Origin of the sequence: Candidatus Pelagadaptatus aseana (genome assembly GCF_040362265.1) — a bacterium.
Taxonomy (GTDB): domain Bacteria; phylum Pseudomonadota; class Gammaproteobacteria; order Pseudomonadales; family Cellvibrionaceae; genus Pelagadaptatus; species Pelagadaptatus aseana.
In genome coordinates, this window is record NZ_BAABNJ010000001.1 from 216,478 (window position 1) to 231,707 (window position 15,230).

Genomic DNA, 15,230 nt, shown 5'->3' on the forward strand with positions numbered 1-15,230 from the left:
TTTGATAATCAGCTTTCCATCTGGAACGTCAGGCCGGCATTTTGCTGTAATCGATCAATCAGCAAACTGCCCAGCGCAGACGCAGGAGTCCAGATACCACCGCTGGCAGCCTCCGGATTTTTCAGCAAACACACGGCACTTTCACTGATCATTTTGCAGGTTGAACCGTAACCGGGATCCTTATCGCCCTGAACACTGGCCATCAGGGTCTTGCCCTCGGCATTAGAACCCACAAACAACACATCGTAAAAACCGGTTTCGCGCTCTTCTTTGCTGGGGCCTTCACCCGGCTTGGTCTGATCCTGCGCCATGGACTTGTCCTCGGCCACGAACTTGGCCATGGCCTCGCCCTGCTCACCGGGACCGGTCAGCATCATCTCGTCGTAGACAAAATCTTCGCCGTACTCATGGCCCAGCAATTTATTGGAGCGATGAATGTTTTTGGTGTTGATGGTGGCCATCACAAACGGTGCCGACCAGCTATTGAGATCCTCTTCAAAGATCGGGCTCATGCCATCGGGCTGCTGTGGCCCGGAAAAACCTTCGGCCAGAGAAAACGGATTCATCAATCGCTCCACCAAACCCGGCGTCTTGGCGGCCGCCGCCATGGTGGCCTTGAAGCTGGCCAGAGTGCCGCCGGAGAAGGTTCCCTTCATGGCCCGCACCCGCCCCTTGATTCGGGACATGGGCGCACCCAATGTGGCTTTGGCCTGCTGCTGCAGATAGTAGGCGCCGAGATCAAAGGGCACTGAATCAAAACCGCAGGAAAACACAATCCGGGCGCCACTGGCCTGAGCAGCGGCCTGATGCTCGGCGATCATGTCGTACATCCAACCCGGCTCGCCGCACAGATCCACGTAATCGGTACCCGCCTCGGCACAGGTCTTGACCAGATCCGAGCCATACAACTGATAGGGGCCTACCGTGGTGAGCACCACGCGAGTGGACTCCACCATCGCCTTGACCGATTCCGGATCGGACGCATCGGCCACCACCAGCGGCACCGCTGCATCGATGCCCATTTCATCGCGAACCTGCTCCAGTTTGGCCTGACTGCGCCCAGCCATGGCCCAAACCACCTCACCGTTAACGCCGTACTGTTTATTCAGGTATTCCGCCACCAGACGCCCGGTGTAACCGGTCGCCCCATATACGACGATGCCGTACTGTCTCTGTTCGCTCATGTGATCCTCTCCGAGTGTTATTTGGAAATTTTTTTCTGGAAACACTGATCAAGGTAGCAAACCCACACAGGGCGACCAATTACTTGGCAGGTAATAAAACCATTTCAGATCTCGCCGAACATATGGTTTTAGAAACTTTGAAAATTATCGGTTAAGAGTGCTGACCCACTGCGGGTTAGACGGAGTGATTAACCGAGTGAGATGAGTGCCATCCCCCGTTAATGGGGTAGAGCCCGTAAACCAAATTCCGAGCATTAAAAAAGGGCTGACTCTTACGAATCAACCCTTTTGAAATATGGTGCCTGGGAGAGGGAGGTTCTCACCGTTTGCAAAGCAACGCTTTGCGGTGAGGTTCTCGACAGCAGCTAGGCTGCTGGCCGGAGTAGTCCTCTCGGCGCTTCGTAGAAGCGGCGCAAACTGAATCCCAGAAATAAAAAAGGGCTGACTCTTGCGAATCAACCCTTTTGAAATATGGTGCCTGGGAGAGGACTTGAACCTCCACGGGGTTGCCCCCACTAGCACCTGAAGCTAGCGTGTCTACCAATTTCACCACCCAGGCTAGGTAATGAACAACAGGTGTTGCCTGCTGAGGACGCGCATAATAGGGAGGTCTCCCCACTTTGTCAAACCCTTAGCGGGACTTTTTTTACAATTTTTGCTTCTCCCAAATCCACTCTTAAAGCGAGATGCGCTTGCAAGACGACACCAGATTAATTTTGCTGAAATTATAGCCAGTCAGAACGCTAACCGGGCTCTCCTTACCCAGCAACCGATGGGTGATTTGTCGATCCGACATGCCCTCGCGGTGCAGCGCCTGTACCTTACCCGCAAACTCCAGAATATAGTCGCGCTTATCGGTCAGACGTTGCTTCCCGCCTTCAACCACTCCGCGATGGAGGCAAACAATCACCTCAAAATCCTGCTGCAACACCTGATTGATGCTATCGACAAGAACCTGGGCATTTTCGTCAGAGCGCAACATTTTCAGGTAACTGGCCAGATACAGATCGGCACTGAACAACCAGCCACGCTCAGGCAGTAAATAGCAATGCATATCCTTGGCATGACCGGGGGTAAAAATGGGGGTTACGGCTTCGCCGTTGGCCAATTGCAGCTGATCCGGCAAGGGATCACAACTCAATTTTCCGGACTTACCCCACATCATTTTTTGCCAGGGCGGAATTTTAAAACCCCGCTTGAGAATGTCACAGGTGGTTGCCGGCGCCAGCGGCGTGATACCCGTCATGCGTTTGATGTTGGCAGCGTTACCACTGTGATCCTCATGGTGATGCGTAATCAGAACCTGCTCTACCTGCTTCTGTTTTACAAAAGGCCGCACGTACTTCCACTGATTGGAAGGCGCACAATCGATCAGAGTGCCCCCCAGACGATACAGAATAAAAGACGCCGTCATGGCGCCGCCGACGCGACCCACGCGAATGGCTTCAAGGTCTTGATAAGTAAAAGTTTCGTGGATGGACATAACACACTACCGCAAAAAAATGACTCATTTTACCGACCAAGTCACAGGTAAGTACTGACAAAGCGAGAGGCTTTTCCATGTCACAAAACTTTAATGTGACGGAATCTTGTCTATTATTAATAAAACAAGAAAAAAAGCGCCACAGAGCGCCAAACAGACAATGCCTCCCATCCGACTACTCTGCACACTGTACCTGCTACTGAGCTTGCCAAACTGGGCCGGCGCAAACTCATTTACAGAAAAGAGCAAAGTGAATAGCGGACACAATGAGATGCAATCAATTCGAGTCGCCGTAGTGCAATCGGCCCCCTGGGGCTGGACTGATGCCAGCGGCACTCCCCGGGGCAGCATTGTGGAAGGGGCCAGACGTCTGGTCAGCCATGTGGCACCAGACCTGCCGATCAAGTTTATCCTTGCCCCCCTTGAAAGAGTCACCCATCTGATGACAACCGGCGAGGCCGATCTGTCCTACAGTCTGAATGATCCAAGGCTCAGCGAAGGCGCCGTCAAGGTAGCTAATTTGGGCGACTTTCATATGGAGGTTTGGCGACTGCCGTCACAATCAGAGCCACAGCCGTTCACTATTGAAGAGCTCCGAGGCGCTAAAGTGGGCATCGCCATAAAAGCCCTGCAACAAACTAATGTCCTCGAACACTCGCAGGTCGTGGCATTGAGCCGCCCCAACCGTCTGCTGCAAATAATGATGGCCGGCCGTATTGATGCCGTGATGGAGTTCGATGTACTGCTGAACTATTCTGCGGCACAAATCGGACTGCAGCGGCGCGATTTCGATATTTTACAAACTCAGGCTCTAACAGCTTTTATATGGATGAGTAAAAAATCTCCGTTGATTGACGCCCGTCAACTGTGGGCAGAAGCCGCCGCCGCAATTGGCGCTGACCAACACTTTCAGGAGAGCACTCGCAAAAGTAATTATCGGGCACGGCAACAGTATGCCGCCACACAAACCAGCCACAAACTTGGGAGTGCACTGATCGAAAACTGACGCACAACACAGGCAAACAGCAACCGGTATGAGTTAACAAAGGCCGGCAAAATACAGGTTTTGGGTCTATGATGATTGAACCCATTCAACCTTAATCGTAATATGCGCTCCTTCTAATATAATAAGAAAAAGCTTTACTTAAAAAATGATAATAAACAGTTTCTTTGGTGTGGTTGGCTTGGTTCTGAGCATCTATGCATCAGCACAAACCAGCACCACACCATCCAGCCAGACAAATAATTCACTGATGGATCTGACCCCCATCAGAGTCGCCACGGTTGATTCAAAACCCTGGGGCTGGGTTGACGACAAGGGACAGGCACACGGAAACGTGGTGGAGAGCATCGGCCATCTGATTGCCGCAGCCGCACCGGGCCGACCCATCATCCACATGCTGGCGCCGGTTGAGCGCGTCACCCATATGATTCTAACCGGCGAAGCGGACTTGGCGTACAACATCATCGACCCAAGACTTATGGAAAGCGCGGTCAACATCGGCTCTATAGGCCCCCTCAATCTGGAAGTGTGGTCATTGAAACAGCCAGAACCTTTAACTCTGGAAGAGTTGAATGAGGCCCGGGTCGGGATCGCTTTGCGCATTCTGAAAAACTATCCGTTTATCGCCAACAGTCAACTGGTGCAGTTAAGTCGCCCCAATCGCCTGTTCCACATGATGATGGCCGGACGCATTGATGCCGTGGTCGAGTTTGACACTCTGCTGAACTACTTTGCCGCCAAAGTTGGCAAAACCCGCGACGACTTCGATATCCTGCTGGTCGACAAAATCCCCACCTACATCTGGATGAGTAAGAAATCCCCCTTGGCCAGAAATCGCGATCACTGGCAAACCGTGGCCCAGAATCTGGACATGAAGCAAAATTTTATTGACAGCCAGCTCAACGTCAATGAACGCGAATACAAGTCTTTTATTGCCAACAAACTCAATTCCCTCAGGCCGCACAATTGAGCGCAACACAAAGTAAAGCCTCGCCCCCAATGGCCGCTAACCTTATAAACCCATCACTAAAAAATATTGACGCAAGCAAAAAAGGATTTATCAGAAGAACAATTACCGGTTAAGGACGACTGTAAAAAACAAAAAAAGAGCAGAGACTATGCTAAGCCAACTACATCAATGGGCCATCTCAGAGAGCCTCACCCATAACCCCACCGTCCACAGCAAAGCCAAACTCAGCTTTAACTTTGCCCTGCTGCTATTACCCACCGCAATCGTGGTCGCCAGCCTGTATCAAGCACTTGGCGCCACCGCCAATGCCATCGGCGTCAGCATTGCCGGCAGTTTGATGTTTCTGTCCATGTTAATATTGCGATTGGGCTCGCTGCGCCTCGCCGGTGTCACCATTGCCTTTTCCATTCTGGTTCTGGAAGGCTTTGAGACCTATCTCAATGGTGGCATCTCTGGCCCCAACATCGCCTGGTTTCTGACCATTCCCACCGCCGCCGCTCTGCTGATGGGTTGGGTACAGGGGCTTATCTTCGGGGCATTGAGTGGCGCCACCCTGATTGTTCTCTATCTGGTGGAAACCAGCAGCGGTGTGGCCACACCGACCCTGCCGGAGGAATACCAGAGCGTTATGAAAATCGTACTGACCGTGGCCGCACTGATTTTCAATATGACGATGGTGGTGCTGATGGAATACCAGCGCCAGACTTCGCAAAAACAGAATACCGTAGCCTTTGAGCAGGCCCGCACCGCACGAGAGGCAGCCGAAGCAAGCGCCACTCAAACTCGCAACCTGTTTGAAAACGTCCAGCGCAACTCCGAACAACTGGCCACCGCCTCTGAAGAACTGGCAACCACCGCCCGCCACATTCAACGCCATGGCGAAGATATGAAGCAGGGCGCGGCGCAGCAGGACAGTGCATCCGACCAGATCAGTTCAACCCTCAAGGATCTCGCCAGCGGCATCAACAACAGCACCCAGCAAATGCAAGACATCAACCAGCTGGCGCAACAGGCGGAGGGCAATGCCGCCAATGGCGCCAGAGCCGCTGAACAGACCCGTGCCGCAATGGACGCCATCAAATCCAGTAACGATGCCATCAACGAAGCCGCCCAAATGATTTCCGGGATTGCCGAACAGACCAATCTGCTGGCATTGAACGCCTCAATCGAGGCCGCACGCGCCGGCGAACAGGGCCGAGGCTTTGCAGTGGTAGCCGACGAGGTTCGCAGTCTGGCTGGCCGAAGCAGCAACACCGTGCAGGAGATTCAGGAGAGTCTGGAGCAGGCCACCCGCAGCATCGAAAAAGGCCAGACCGTGGTCAGCGATACCGAGCAGGTTCTTGGTGAAATCAGTACCGCGATCAACGCCATGTCCCAGCAGGTGGGTGAAGTAGCCAGCGGCATGCTGGAACAAAATCACGGCGTCGAAGAAATGGTCAACGGCATGAGCGACCTTGCGCAAACTTCAGCTCAGACTCTGACCAGCGCCAGTGAGGTTGCGGACGGCTCCCATCAGATTGCCGACACCACCGAGAGCCTCAGCCAAATGGCTCAGGAACTCAACGACATGGTCAACCGCAGCTGATGCGCAGCCGCGCATCAGAAAAGCAGCAGGGCCTCATTCGTTAGATGATCATCAGGAACCTAATCTTTGCCCTGTGCAGTCTGATCAGTCTGCCCAGCTGGGCAGAGACAACTCCCCCCATTCATGTCGCAGTAGTACAAACCGAGCCCTGGGGCTGGAGCGATCAGCATGGCTCCCCTCAGGGCACTATTATCCAGAACGCTGATTATCTGATTGATCACGCCGCTCCGGGGCGCAGCGTCCAGTTTACCTTTGCCTCTTTTGAGCGGGTTTTACGAATGATCATGGCTGGCGAAGCGGACATCAGTTACAACGTCTCAGACCCTCGCCTTGTTAACGGCGCCATCAATGTCGGTTCACTGGGCGAGTTCCAGATGGAAGTCTGGCGTCTACCCCAGCCAGCGGAATTCACCGAGCGCTCTTTGCATCAGGCCCCGGTGGGGATTGCCCTCAATGTCCTCAGGCAGCACCCGACACTGGCACAATCGAAACTGATATTTCTAAGCCGTCCCAACCGCCTGCTGCACATGCTGTTGGCCGAGCGGGTGGAGGCGGTGGTCGAACTGGGCAGTCTGCTGGGCTACTTTGCCGCTCAGGCGGGAAAATCCAGAGACGACTTTGACATCCTGCCCATTGAATCAACCACCGCGTTTATCTGGATGAGCAAAAAATCGCCTCTGGCCGACAGCGCCAGTCACTGGCAGCAAACGGCCAGCCGCATCGATATTCCACAACACTTTAAAGACGTCACGAACAAAATCATCACCCAAACCCGTGACACCTACTACCAGAACAACCAGAACAACCAGAACCCGGAGTGATACTCCAGCCTGAAGCAATCAGATATTGCTGAGCAGATCCCTTGCAATTATCACGCGCTGTACTTCGCTGGTGCCTTCATAGATAGAGGTCACACGGGCATCACGGGCCATACGCTCCAGCGGACACTCCTGGGTATAACCAATGCCGCCCATCAACTGAATGGCGGTGTAGCAGACCTGATTGGCGGTTTCGGTGGCGTGCAATTTGGCCATGGACGCCGACTTGGAAAAATCCTTACCCGACTGTTTCAGAGACGCGGCACTCATCAACAGCAGACGCGAACATTCCAACTGGGTGTAGGCATCGGCCATCATCCACTGGGGCCCCTGCAAGCTGCTGATGGTGGTACCAAACTGCTCGCGCTCAGTGGTGTATTTGGCCGCATAATCCATGGCCGCCTGACCAATACCCAGCGCCAGAGAGCCCACTCCAATGCGACCGCCGGCCAGCTCGCTGACCGCCACTCGAAAACCGTCATTAAGCTTGCCCATCAGCGCCGATTCCGGAATGCGACAGTCTTCGAAAATGACCGGGCAGGTGGAGGAGGCATTTTGCCCCATCTTTTCTTCGGGCTTACCAATGATCAAACCGGGGGTGCCGGCCTCGACCAGAAAACAGGAAATGCCCTTGCCCTTTTTGGCCTCGGCATCGGTGACAGCCCAGACCACAAACACACCGGCGTATTCGGCGCTGGTGATCCACATCTTGGTGCCATTGAGCACCCACTCATCGCCGTCTTTGACCGCGCGGGTTTTCATCCCGGCCGGATCGGAACCGGCGCCGGCTTCCGAAAGACAGAAGCCACCGGCGGGGTATTCACCGGAGCACAGCTTGGGCAGGTAATATTGTTTTTGTGCTTCGCTGGCGACGGTCTGAATTACTTCGCCCACCATATTGGTCACCGACATGGTAACGGCGGTTGAGGCACAGGCGCGAGCCACTTCGGTCAAGGCAACACTGAACGACACCACGCCGGCTTCGGCGCCGCCGTATTGGGCATCTACATTCAATCCCATAAAGCCAAGCTCAGCCAGACTCTTGAGGTTGGCCAGAAAGGTTTGACGACACTTATCTTTATCCTCAGCGCGATCCAGTTCGGCCGCCACCGGCTCCAGTTCACTGACCGCAAAACGGCGGGCCATGTCCTGAATCATCTGTTGCTCTTCGGTCAATGCAAGATCCATGTCTTACTCCTTCATAGGTCAATCGGTTGGGTCAAAGGTTGTAATGGCTGAATATTAATCACCACAACCGATGAACAACAGGGCCGCAAACCACAGATAAACTCACAAATATTATCACCTCTTGCTATATAATTAGTTTATATAGCGCTAAAAGTCGGTTTTATTCACTAAAATGGCCACCATCTCATCTCACCACGCCAAAGCTGCCCTGTGGGCCGCCACTCAGCAGGGGCATGATCCGCAAGCCATCCTGATGGCATCGGGTATTAACCCGCAACTGGTGAATATCCCTTTTTCCCGGGTCAATGAAAAACAGATGACCCGTCTGGTACAACACATCTGGCGATTGCTACGCGACGAGTTTATGGGGTTTACCCGAACGCCCTGCAAACCGGATAGTTTTGCCTGCATGCTGGAATCAATTCACCGCTGCGACAACTTGCGCGAAGCCCTTGAGCTGGGACTGCGATTTTACAATCTGCTCACCAGCGACATTGATACCCGGCTGGTGGAAGGCAGCGAACAGGCTCGGATCGAAATTCAGTTTCGTCATCCGGAATTGGATCCACAGCATTTTTATCTGGAGTTCTGGATGGTTATCTGGCACCGGCTATCAAGCTGGATCACCGCCACTCGGATCCCTCTGCTGCACACCGACTTTGCCCACCGAAGACCTTCTCACGCCGAGGAATTGCACTTTATGTTCCCCGGCGAGCACCGCTTTGACAGCCCCATCAATGCCCTGGTGTTTGATCGCACCCACCTTAATGCGCCACTGGTCAGAAGCCCGCAAGAGGTTCGCCACTTTCTCGACAGCTCCCCGCTGATATTGCTGACCATTCCCGGCATTGATAAAAGTCTCAAAGGGGATATCCGTCAGCATCTGTTCGAGCACATGCCCGAGACCATGCACTTCCCGGATATTGATCAGCTGGCTGCCGCCATGGCACTGTCACCGGCCACCCTGAATCGACGGCTGAAAAAGGAAGGCACCAGCTATCAGACCATCAAGGACGAAATCCGCCGCGACACCGCGCTCACCAAACTGGTCAAGGATCGCCTGCCGGTTTATCAGGTGGCGGAGCTGGTGGGATTTTCGGAGGCCCGATCATTCACTCGCGCGTTTAAGCACTGGACCGGCCTATCTCCCAGAGAATACTGTCGCTATCTGGACGCACCAACTCCACAGGAAGCCCCCTATGCCCGCTAGCCAAACCAAAGCCGACACTGCCATTGTGATTCTCGCCGCGGGCGCCTCCAGCCGCTTTCAGGGCTGTAAGCTGCTGGCCGAAGCCGGGGGGAAAACCCTGCTGGAAATCGCCATCACCAACGCGCGCCAATGCGTGGGGGAGCATGTGTATCTGGTGACCGGTCGCTGGCACCATGACATTATTGCCGCGTTGCAAGCACCTGCAATGCCCGAGGCAAAGTGGATAGCCAACCCCGACTGGCAACAGGGCATGGGTCACTCCATCGCAACCGCCATCGGACAATTACAGCATAACTATCAGCGCCTGTTATTGATCGCCGGCGATCAGGTCGCCATCAGCCACTACGACCTGCAAGCCATGATCGATCTGGCGGATGACAAGCGGATTGTTGCGTCTCAATATCAGGGCATTCTGGGCATTCCGGCACTGTTTCCGAAAACCGTGTTTGGCCAGTTGCTGCAATTGAATGGGGATCGCGGCGCCAAGGCCATTCTGAAAAACAACCGGGATCAATTGATTGTCTACGACAATCCGCGGGCGGCCATAGACATCGACACCCGCGACGATCTGCAGCACTGGCTAAGCCACCAGCAAGCGTCGTCTAGACCAACAAATCAATAACCGCCAGCAGCGCAGCCACCAGCATAAACTGCGCGGTTTGAACCAACTGGCGGTTCAGGGTTGGCCCTTCACGGGTCATAAACGCCTGCCCCAGCCACAGAGCCAGAGGCAGAGCCAGCCAGACCAATACGGGAGCAGTGACCGCTCCCACCATGGCCACCAGAGCGCCACTGGCAATCCCTATCATGCCCAGATAAAGCATCCGACTGGCGGGCACGCCGAGGTAATAAACCAATGTGTGTTTGCCCGCAGACAAATCCGAATCCAGATCGCGAATATTGTTGGTGAGCATAATGGCCGCAGCAATCAAACCACTGAACAACACCCCGTAAGCCAGTGCTGGCGACCACCAGCTTGCCGTTTGTGCAAAATAGCTGCCCATCACCGCAATGGGGCCAAACACAATAAACACCGCCAGCTCGCCCAGCGCGTTATAGGCCAGAGGAAAAGGCCCACTGGTGTAAGTGACTACCGCCAGCACACAGAACAGACCCGGCAGCAGCAACTGCCAGCTCGTCAGCGACAGCAACCACAACCCGAGCATTACGCCAACGGCCAGGGCGACGATAAAACCCCAACGCATTTGCTGCGGTGTCATCCAGCCGCTCTGGGTGGCCCGATCCGGCCCGATCCGGGATTCGCCATCAACCCCCGAGAGCAAATCAAAATAGTCATTGGCCAGATTGACCGCCACCTGCAAAGCCACGGCGCAGCCAAGACACAACCACGCCACGCCCCAGGAAAAGTTCTGCGGTCCGGAAACAGCCGAAGCACTTGCCAGTTGCGCGGTTGAATCCGTATCCTGCAAGGCAACCAGAGCCAGAGTCTGACTGAGCACAATCGGCACCACCGAGATCAGCAAGGTTTGTGGCCGGGTAGCCAGTATCCAGTGTTTCATTAAAAATCCTGTTCAACGTCAGGCCCTTTTCAGGCCGTGCACACGAGTCATTAATACGTTATGAGCGCCCAACTACTTAACACAACCCTTTTGCCCATATGCCTCGGACTGATTATGTTGGCACTGGGACTATCCCTTAAGCCCCGCCACTTTATCAACATAGCGAAACAGCCGGGAAGCGTTATTCTGGGTCTGATCATGCAATTGGCGCTGCTGCCTGCCATTGCCCTGCTATTGGTGCTGGGGTGGCAACTCTCTGGAACGCTGGCCGCCGGTTTGATCTTGCTGGCACTGGCACCCGGTGGTGCAACATCCAATGCCATCAGTTTTCTGGCCCGGGGGGATACGGCGCTGTCCATCAGCCTGACCGCCATCACATCACTGATCGTACCTTTTACTTTACCGCTGCTGCTGGCTATTCAATACCAGTGGCTGGGGCTGGACAGTCAGTCGTTTCAAATTCCCGTCGGCCCCACCACCAAGCAGTTGGTTGTGGTGACCCTGATTCCCATTCTGATAGGGATGGCACTGCGACATGCGTTTGATCAGCCGGTAGCGGCCGCGCACCAACACATTCAACGCTTGGTGGGATTTCTGTTTATCGCTCTGGTAGCAGCCATGGCCTGGGTTAATCGCGCCCAGTTGCCGGAGCTGTGGTCGCAAGCCACGCTGGCGGTGTTAAGTCTGTGCATTATCGCCATGTGCTGTGCGGCTGTGATTGCCCGCATCGCCAGGCTCAATGCACAAACGCAAACCACGCTGGCTATTGAAGTGGGTATTCAGAATGCCGGTACCGCCATGATGGTCGCTGCAACCCTGATGCAGCAACCGGCTCTGGCCATGATCGCCCTGCTCTATGGAATTGTGATGAACCTGCCTGCGGCGCTGATTATTTTCTGGCGCCGCCGGCTTAAAACCCGATGACAGAATGACGCGACCGGGCCTGTCATCCCGAGCCAGGCGAGGGATCTCGTTACGAGCTCATAAACTCAGGCAACTTCACTTTCGGCAAATGCATTTCCATTTGCGGGTAGGGAATGCCGATGCCCAGCTCGTCAAACTTGACCTTGATGGCTTCGGTCAGATCAAACTTCACACCCCAGTAGTCGCCACTCTTCACCCAGGGACGAACCACCAGATTCACGGAAGAATCCGCCAGTTCGGATACCGCAATGGTACAGGCGGGGTCTTGCAAAATGCGCTCATCGGCATCCACCAATTCCTGCAGGGTTTGCTTTACCAGAGACAAATCGGCGTCGTAACTGACCCCCACCACCATATCCACGCGACGCTCGGGCAACGCCGAATAGTTGGTGATATTACCGCTCATAATGGTGTTGTTGGCGATGATGATTTGCTTGTTGTCACCAGTGGTCATAATGGTGGAGAAAATGGAAATTTCCTTGACCACACCGGAGGCGCCACCGGCTTCAATAAAATCACCCGCTTTAAATGGGCGAAACAGAATCAGTAGAACTCCGGCCGCAAAATTCGCCAGCGAGCCCTGCAGAGCCAAGCCTACGGCCAGACCCGCCGCACCGATAATCGCCACAAAGGATGTGGTCTGCACACCCAACTGCCCCAGTGCCGCAACCACCACCACAGCGAACATGACGTAGTAGGAAATATTGCGTACAAAACGCGCGACGGTGTGATCCACATTTTTCGCCGACATGCCACGCTCGAACAGGTTGGCCAGCTTTTCCGCAATCCATTTACCGACAACATAAATCACAATCGCCAGTAACAACTTAATACCATAAGTCATTACAAACGCCGTTGCCGTGGCCATCATCGCTTCTGCATCCATTTCAAATCATCCTCAAAAGTAAAAAACAACGTGAGTATAGTCGCGTTTAAGAAAACCAGCGCCCCTGAACATAAGCACCGGCGAACATGGCCAACAGGGTAACCAGAACCGGCCAGTTACCAGAACCCAGTGCCGCAATCGCCGGGCCGGGACAAACCCCGCACAACCCCCAGCCGATACCAAACAGCAGCGCGCCGAGCAACGTTCGCTTCAGTCCTTCGCTGGGACGGAACGCAAACGCTCGGGCCAACAAGGGCGTATTCATAAATCTTGGCGCCAATTGATACACCACCAGTGACAGGGTGGTGGCACAACCCAGCACCAGCAACAAACCGAAATCCTCGAAGTTGAGAAAACTCAAAACCACTTCCGGGCTGGTCATACCCGCCGCCGTCAAGCCAACCCCGAACAGGATGCCACTGATTAAAAACGGCGCCTGCTGCCAAAATATTCTGATCATGTTGCGCCCCCCGTACCGGATAGCGCCGAGACCAGTTGCGCGGTAATGATGGCGACCGTCAGAAAAGTCAGTACCGCCAGTAATGAATCCAGTTTCAGCGAGGCCACACCACAAATACCATGACCGGAAGTACAGCCATTGCCAAGCCGTGCGCCAAAGCCGGCAAGAAAACCGCCCGCAGCCAATTGCCACAGTGGCACCTCTGTCATCGCGTGTTCTGCGCCGGACACCACAAACCAGATAAAACCGCCCAACACCAAACCCAGAGCATAAACCAGTCGCCAGCCGCGGCTCTGGACGAAATTGTCCTGCTGAAAAAAAGGCAGTCTGGAACAAAACGACAGGGTGGTTGAATAGACGCTACTCATTCCCGCCATCACGCCATTGGAGATGTAGAGCATGCCCACAGCCATGCCGATCATGATCCCGCCGATGACGTAGTGACTGATACCCAGAGGAAAATATTCCGCCAGTGCTTCCATAGATTGATACCTTGTTATTGTGTTTGAAAATAGAAAAACATGACCGGCAAGGCCCCTTACCGGACAAAAAAAACTGATCGACGCAGAAACCTAGCGACGGCGTTGGTGCCTCTCCAGATTATCCTGCCGCTTCTTTTCACTTTTGCGCAACATGATGTAGGTGGCACCACTGCCCCCGTGCTGTTTTTGTGCCGAGTGAAACGCCAGCACATCCTCCAGTTGCGGCAGCCAGTGGGCAACGCAGCTTTTCAGTAACGCCGGCTGCTTGCGCCCCTCGCCTTTGCCATGGGTAATCAGGGCACAGCGGATATCATGCTGCAAACAATCACGGACAAAAGCCCGCACTGCCGTGCGCGCCTGTTCAACGGTGTGGTGATGTAAATCAAGACGGGCATCGATGCTGTACTTGCCCAGCCGCAGATTGCGGTAAACCCCGTGCTGCACACCGGGGCGCTGAAATTCCAGAATGGCATTGGGATCGAGGGGCTCGATGTGGTCGTCGCCGGACAGCTCATTGAGCTCTTTTGCGACTTCGGCCATTGCCGCTTTGCGCCGGGCTCTGGCCGAATCGGCATGGAGGGAATCTTTTTTCAGGGTGACGCGCCGCTCCTGCTGGAGAGGCTTGACGTCACCCATGGCTTTCAGGAAATCGTCGTTATTGTCGGTTTTGTTATCGCTCATGGCTGCCAGTATTCCGCTCTAAACTGCTGCGAGCGGAATAATATACACCAAAAGCGCTTAGATTCCCGCAGCGGAGTGAGCGCCATCCACAGGAATCACCGCACCGTTAACGAAGGAACCGGCTTCACTGCACAGCATCAGAATAGGCCCCACCAATTCCGGCAGTTGGCCAAGACGGCGCGCGGGCATTTGCTTGATGTAGGCCTGCCCGGGCTCACTGTCAAAATAACTCTCGTTAATCTCGGTGCGGAACCAACCCGGCGCAATGGCGTTGACGCGAATGCCCGCCTTGCCAAGATCCAGCGCCATGGCGCGGGTCAATTGAATAACTGCACCTTTGGAGGCGCAGTAGGAGGTGTAACCGGGTTTGGCCGCAAGCCCCAGTACCGATGAAATATTGACGATGGCACCGGGCTTGCCCGCTTCCACCATCCGTGCCGTAGCTTCCTGGGCCACATTCCAGACGCCGCCAAAATTGGTACCCATAACAAAGTCCAGCGACTCATCGTCGATCTTCAGAAAACCCTTGGTGTCGGCCACACCGGCGTTGTTGATGAGGACATCCACCACACCCATAGCGTCCTGCGCCTTGGCAAAGGCGGCATTGACGCTGTCGCGATCCGTCACATCCATGGCCACGGCCAGCGCATTGCCGCCCGCCGCTTCAATGTCGGCCACCAGTTGCTGCAGACGATCTTCACGGCGCGCGGCGACCACCACCCGGGCGCCGGCTTGCGCCAGCCCCTTAGCCACCTCGGCGCCAATGCCACTGGATGCACCAGTGACCATCGCCGTTCGTCCTTCCAGAGAAAAAAGATTGTTGATGCTCATGCTGC

General features: G+C 54.6%; 16 protein-coding genes and 1 tRNA gene. 7 read left to right on the forward strand and 10 right to left on the reverse strand.

Annotated elements, in window-relative coordinates:
- Positions 1 to 8: 8 nt before the first annotated feature.
- From ACPXV9_RS01035 to ACPXV9_RS01045, 3 genes are all read right to left on the reverse strand, one after another.
- On the reverse strand, positions 9 to 1,184 hold the full coding sequence (locus ACPXV9_RS01035; protein ID WP_423893826.1) for a saccharopine dehydrogenase family protein: 1,176 nt from the start codon (positions 1,182 to 1,184) through the stop codon (positions 9 to 11).
- Positions 1,185 to 1,656: 472 nt separating this feature from the next.
- Positions 1,657 to 1,743, reverse strand: a tRNA-Leu gene (locus tag ACPXV9_RS01040).
- A 117-nt stretch (positions 1,744 to 1,860) separates the two neighbouring features.
- Positions 1,861 to 2,667, reverse strand: a complete 807-nt coding sequence (locus tag ACPXV9_RS01045; RefSeq protein WP_423893828.1) for an MBL fold metallo-hydrolase — start codon at positions 2,665 to 2,667, stop codon at positions 1,861 to 1,863.
- 271 nt (positions 2,668 to 2,938) lie between these two features.
- On the opposite strand from ACPXV9_RS01045, the gene ACPXV9_RS01050 reads away from it, so the two are divergent.
- The 4 genes from ACPXV9_RS01050 (at position 2,939) to ACPXV9_RS01065 (ending at position 7,046) form a co-directional block, all read left to right on the forward strand.
- Positions 2,939 to 3,673 carry a hypothetical protein gene (locus tag ACPXV9_RS01050; protein ID WP_423893829.1) on the forward strand — a complete coding sequence of 245 codons (735 nt, stop codon included), beginning with the start codon at positions 2,939 to 2,941 and terminating at the stop codon, positions 3,671 to 3,673.
- Between the two features lie 145 nt (positions 3,674 to 3,818).
- Positions 3,819 to 4,640 (forward strand): substrate-binding periplasmic protein, encoded by an 822-nt coding sequence (locus ACPXV9_RS01055; protein WP_423893831.1) that lies wholly within the window; start codon positions 3,819 to 3,821, stop codon positions 4,638 to 4,640.
- 982 nt (positions 4,641 to 5,622) lie between these two features.
- A complete protein-coding gene (locus ACPXV9_RS01060) occupies positions 5,623 to 6,225 on the forward strand; it encodes a methyl-accepting chemotaxis protein (protein WP_423894312.1) in 603 nt (200 codons plus the stop codon).
- A gap of 44 nt (positions 6,226 to 6,269) precedes the next feature.
- Positions 6,270 to 7,046: a hypothetical protein gene (locus ACPXV9_RS01065; protein WP_423893833.1), complete on the forward strand. Its 777-nt coding sequence runs from the start codon at positions 6,270 to 6,272 to the stop codon at positions 7,044 to 7,046.
- Positions 7,047 to 7,064: 18 nt separating this feature from the next.
- On the opposite strand, the gene ACPXV9_RS01070 is transcribed toward ACPXV9_RS01065, so the two are convergent.
- On the reverse strand, positions 7,065 to 8,231 hold the full coding sequence (locus ACPXV9_RS01070; RefSeq protein ID WP_423893834.1) for an acyl-CoA dehydrogenase family protein: 1,167 nt from the start codon (positions 8,229 to 8,231) through the stop codon (positions 7,065 to 7,067).
- 172 nt (positions 8,232 to 8,403) lie between these two features.
- Between ACPXV9_RS01070 and ACPXV9_RS01075 the strand changes: the two genes are divergently transcribed.
- Together ACPXV9_RS01075 and ACPXV9_RS01080 are read left to right on the forward strand one after the other, a co-directional pair.
- On the forward strand, positions 8,404 to 9,441 hold the full coding sequence (locus tag ACPXV9_RS01075) for an AraC family transcriptional regulator (protein ID WP_423893836.1): 1,038 nt from the start codon (positions 8,404 to 8,406) through the stop codon (positions 9,439 to 9,441).
- A complete protein-coding gene (locus ACPXV9_RS01080) occupies positions 9,431 to 10,063 on the forward strand; it encodes a nucleotidyltransferase family protein (protein WP_423893838.1) in 633 nt (210 codons plus the stop codon). Before ACPXV9_RS01075 ends, ACPXV9_RS01080 begins: the two co-directional genes overlap by 11 nt.
- Here the strand turns inward: ACPXV9_RS01080 and menA are convergent.
- Positions 10,044 to 10,961: a 1,4-dihydroxy-2-naphthoate octaprenyltransferase gene (gene menA / locus ACPXV9_RS01085; RefSeq protein ID WP_423893839.1), complete on the reverse strand. Its 918-nt coding sequence runs from the start codon at positions 10,959 to 10,961 to the stop codon at positions 10,044 to 10,046. The genes ACPXV9_RS01080 and menA overlap by 20 nt on opposite strands.
- Positions 10,962 to 11,021: 60 nt before the next feature.
- Between menA and ACPXV9_RS01090 the strand changes: the two genes are divergently transcribed.
- On the forward strand, positions 11,022 to 11,885 hold the full coding sequence (locus tag ACPXV9_RS01090; protein ID WP_423893841.1) for a bile acid:sodium symporter family protein: 864 nt from the start codon (positions 11,022 to 11,024) through the stop codon (positions 11,883 to 11,885).
- A 49-nt stretch (positions 11,886 to 11,934) separates the two neighbouring features.
- On the opposite strand, the gene ACPXV9_RS01095 is transcribed toward ACPXV9_RS01090, so the two are convergent.
- The 5 genes from ACPXV9_RS01095 to ACPXV9_RS01115 form a co-directional block, all read right to left on the reverse strand.
- On the reverse strand, positions 11,935 to 12,771 hold the full coding sequence (locus ACPXV9_RS01095) for a mechanosensitive ion channel family protein (RefSeq protein WP_423893842.1): 837 nt from the start codon (positions 12,769 to 12,771) through the stop codon (positions 11,935 to 11,937).
- Between the two features lie 46 nt (positions 12,772 to 12,817).
- Positions 12,818 to 13,231 (reverse strand): DUF6691 family protein, encoded by a 414-nt coding sequence (locus ACPXV9_RS01100; RefSeq protein ID WP_423893844.1) that lies wholly within the window; start codon positions 13,229 to 13,231, stop codon positions 12,818 to 12,820.
- Positions 13,228 to 13,713: a YeeE/YedE family protein gene (locus ACPXV9_RS01105; protein ID WP_423893846.1), complete on the reverse strand. Its 486-nt coding sequence runs from the start codon at positions 13,711 to 13,713 to the stop codon at positions 13,228 to 13,230. Before ACPXV9_RS01105 ends, ACPXV9_RS01100 begins: the two co-directional genes overlap by 4 nt.
- Positions 13,714 to 13,803: 90 nt before the next feature.
- Positions 13,804 to 14,394, reverse strand: coding sequence for a DNA endonuclease SmrA (gene smrA / locus ACPXV9_RS01110; protein ID WP_423893847.1), 591 nt, complete (start codon positions 14,392 to 14,394; stop codon positions 13,804 to 13,806).
- A 57-nt stretch (positions 14,395 to 14,451) separates the two neighbouring features.
- On the reverse strand, positions 14,452 to 15,225 hold the full coding sequence (locus ACPXV9_RS01115) for an SDR family NAD(P)-dependent oxidoreductase (protein WP_423893848.1): 774 nt from the start codon (positions 15,223 to 15,225) through the stop codon (positions 14,452 to 14,454).
- Positions 15,226 to 15,230 lie beyond the last annotated feature (5 nt).